3 protein-coding genes are annotated in these 3,817 nt (G+C 53.5%); 2 read left to right on the plus strand and 1 reads right to left on the minus strand.

Annotation, left to right across the window (positions count from 1 at the left end):
• The first annotated feature begins 615 nt into the window (after nt 1–615).
• Together INT39_RS22150 and INT39_RS22155 are read left to right on the plus strand one after the other, a co-directional pair.
• Entirely contained in the window at nt 616–873 is a 258-nt protein-coding gene (locus INT39_RS22150; protein ID WP_193076133.1) for a hypothetical protein, read from the plus strand.
• Nucleotides 870–1,406, plus strand: coding sequence for a hypothetical protein (locus INT39_RS22155; RefSeq protein ID WP_193076134.1), 537 nt, complete (start codon nt 870–872; stop codon nt 1,404–1,406). Before INT39_RS22150 ends, INT39_RS22155 begins: the two co-directional genes overlap by 4 nt.
• A 373-nt stretch (nt 1,407–1,779) precedes the next feature.
• Here the strand turns inward: INT39_RS22155 and INT39_RS22160 are convergent, their stop codons facing one another.
• Nucleotides 1,780–3,729, minus strand: coding sequence for an ATP-binding protein (locus INT39_RS22160; RefSeq protein WP_319021411.1), 1,950 nt, complete (start codon nt 3,727–3,729; stop codon nt 1,780–1,782).
• Nucleotides 3,730–3,817: the final 88 nt, after the last annotated feature.

A 3,817-nucleotide genomic window follows, 5' to 3' on the forward strand; every position in this document is an offset into this window, starting at 1 on the left:
TGTGCAAACCGGTCACGATGCCCGGAATGACCGGTCACGCTCGCCGGAATACGCAATCGGCATACCGCTCATTAGGACTGCTATGCAATGAAACTAGAGCCGCCTTCTGGATAGGCGCTCTGGCTACTCCCAGCTTAAGTGAGAAGGACTCAAAGCACGGTATCTGAGCCGGCCGGCGCTGAATATCAGGCATTCGAGATGACGCAGGGACATCAGTGATGAGGACAGCAGTACCTTGATAATAATTCGCAATCACCTCCCTGCGTCAGAAGATCATTTTGATCGGTGCAATCGATCATGGAGTTAGTAGTGGACAGGAAAAGCAGTAATGCAAAGAGAAACTGGCGTTGGGCCTACCGAAAAGCACGTAGCTATCATGTCTCAGCTGTGCAGGCCGGATATCGAGCGACCCGCTTCAGTTTCTTTGGCGATACGGGATTTTTCACCTCCCATGGCGGGTTTCGTAAATCGCGTATCCGACGGGCTTCGCCCCGCACAACGGGATCAGGTTCCGACTTTCTGACCGACTGAACCGGACTCAATGAGCATCGTTTTCATTAATCCCTACGCAAAAAAGCGGCTGGCGCTGATGGACTGCACAGTGAGAAAAACAATATGAAATTTAAGACCACGTTATTTCGGGTAGCTGAAATAGCCGATCAGCTGTGGCTGAACGGATTTGAAGTGAATGGTAAATATGTAAACGCCACGCTCCAACGGCTGACATTGGAGACAGAAATTGATTATGTGGTTCTCGAGGACCAACGAGTAGAAGTGGAATTTGGGGCCTTTAAGGCGTTAACGCTGCAGGGCGCCAGCCGTAATTTCCAAGCGCAAATGGTACGTCATATTGCGAAGAAGGACCTCTCATGACGCTATTGGAGATTCTGAGCAATGGGCTCGATCTATGGCCTTACGGCGAGCTGACCTATGCTGCGCAAGATTTTGACGGGGAGGTCTGGTTCTTCGAAACCTTGCCTACCAGTGATGATGGTCTCAGCTGGGAGGCCTCTGGATTACGAGTTTCTTCTTCCCCTTACTACCACCATGACGGGCTCAATGCCAGTGACTGCCCTACCGCCATCGTCACAATGAAACAATGGACAGAGGAGCGCAACAGAATGAAAGAAAGCCCCCTAACAACAACCACTCCCCCACACAACGATGAGCAACATCTAGAAACTCAGCCGAAGCCGCTAGCGCTCGATATGCCTCTACACAGCCTGACAGCTCGGAACTATCTTTCTTCGGTACATCTGGATTGGACCAATAACTACGCGGCCGTGGAGCAGTACGCCGAGTGCAATGACATCACCCTTGTTGAAGCGCTGGCACTGATCGCCTTGGCCAGTGCAGTGGCTAAACGCGGGGCACCAGAGGTCGACATGAATAGATTCTCCCTGTAATAAGTTCATGCAGCCGATAAACAATAGAGGAAACGGATTTGGGAGTGATGCCCAGCCATCATGAATTCCGAAGCTACAGGCTGAGCGGGGTCTGATTTGATCCCGGCAATGCAATACGAGATCAGAGACACTCCGTTTCTGGCCTCGTATTGCATTGCCACAATCGTTTAGCATTCATTTTTTATACAGCGTCGGCACAATCACCAACCTCGGCACATTTTTCAGAGAGTTCTCCGGCGCTACCGAGGAGCGGATCCTATCTCAACTTCATGGACGCGGTACGTCTTCCCATCGCGTTCCCCTAGGGGTGGGGTATGGCTGTGTTTTGCACAAGCCCTTCTTTACCCTGCGCAGATCAAGTGGACAAAATGTATCACTCCTCTTCAAACTCCGCGCCCGAGAACTTCAGGACATTGCAGTTTTCCTTGACGGTCCGCTGCAAAGCCTCATCAAAACCGGTCTTGCTGTTGGCCTGAATTTCGACGGAAATACGCATATCCACGCCCACGCGCGAGGTGAACTGTTCAATGATCTCATCGTAGATCTGCGCGAAGTCCATCTTGACCTTCACCGGATCGATATCGATGGTGCCATAGAATTGTTTCTTAACCGCAGCCTTCGGCGGACTGTCCGCTGGTGTAGGTGCGCCGATGGATGCCGCTGGCGGCCGCGGGCTGATGACTGTGTAGCCACCGCCCTCCTCAGTGGCTGCCAGCTCCGCAGGTGGCGTCGGCGGTTTGCTCGCCTCACGGTAAGCCTCTGCGGCATCTCGCTGAATAAGCAGCGCATCTGCATCCAGAGTCACCATAGTATTGCGGTCGAATGTAAAACCGAGGTATTTGTCACCATCCTTACCGGCCGCAAATCCAAAAAAGTCTGCCGAAGCGACGCCGGAATTCAATGCCGCCTTGAAGACGTTGTCATTTAGCAGGCGCGGCATATACAAGTAGTGGCAGCAGTCCTGAAACACCTTGAGTGCGCTGACATCCACCCTGCCATCCCGGAAATACCATTTTTCCACCAGGTTCTTCAAGTGAATGGGGCTCCAATCAGTAACAAGCCACTCTTCCTCCTTGAGCTTGTTTTCGATCTCGGAAACCAGGCTGGTCGCAGCACTGGACACTGTCACCGCTTCCCAATGCAACTCCGGTTTGCCCGATACAAAATCTTCTGAGGGGCACAGCAGCCACTTGTAGCAGTCGCGCATAACCTGCTTGAGCGTCAGCTCGGCTCCATCCCTATTTTTTTTCGCCTGCTTGGCCTGGAACAGATCAAGGTTGAGGTTGCCCTCATCAATGTCGACCACAATGCCCTGCCAGGCGATCAGAACTCGCCCCGCTTCCTTCAGGCGGTTGACCACATCGTAATCCGCAGCAAAGAATATCAACCGGTTACGCTTCTGCCGTGGTTGTTCACCACGCTTGGTCAAAATTTCTTCCACAGCAGTAAACGCTGCCTTACCATCAGCCCGGCTGTATGCAGCATTCGGAGGCAGCACCACCAATCGAGGCCCCGGGCCATACTCATCCGGTATATCGCCTGATTGGGCAAACACGTGGATACCTGCATAGCTATGATTGCTGGCAAACATGGAACGTACCTTGTCGCGCAACAGCGGGATCAACTGCTCCCGGGTACTTATATTCTGCAACCGGCTTTCCATCTCACGACGCAGGTTAGGCTTGGTTTCCAGCCAGAAGCGATCCTGCTCCGAGTACAGATAGTGCAATCGGTCACGCAGGCGCTTGAGCACATCCTCGAACACACCGATGGTCTGCCCCGGTTGTACAGCGCCAAGCAGGATCCGCTCAACCTGTACCCCCTTCACCACCTGCCCAGTGCCCGAGGGAGCACTACCGAGAAAGATAGTACGCATGGAACGCCGAGCCGCCTGCACACTACCGAAGCGTGTATCCCGACTGTCTATTTCATGAGGCTCAGAACGGGGGCCATCCCCCTCGCGCTCAATGACCGGCTCCCAGCCCTGGGGCAGATAATGGATGCTCTTGTTACGGACATTGCCATCATCCAGGTCAATCGAACCCGGCATGATCAGCGCATCCCGGTTATCCGAGTTCCACAGACGGTAGATCACAATGGCCATGTACTGCAACACGCCACGGGTACGCTGGAACTTGTCCAGCGTCGACCAATCCTCGTACAGCCGGTCGAAGATCTCCGGATGGATCGGATAGGAACTGCATAGCCGGTCGTAATAACCGCTGGCTTGGGTTTCCAGCGGAAACTTGCCGGCATTCTCCTTATAGAATTCAGCAAACCGACGGCAGACAGCCTTGAAGGCACCGTCATGTTCATCTTCCAGCCCGCCGAAGAAGGCTCAAGCCTGGTACAACCCGGCCAGGATGCCAGCTGGGGCGCCAAATTGATGCTGGAAGATGGTCTGTTCGACA

Source organism: Pseudomonas sp. FME51, assembly GCF_014897305.1.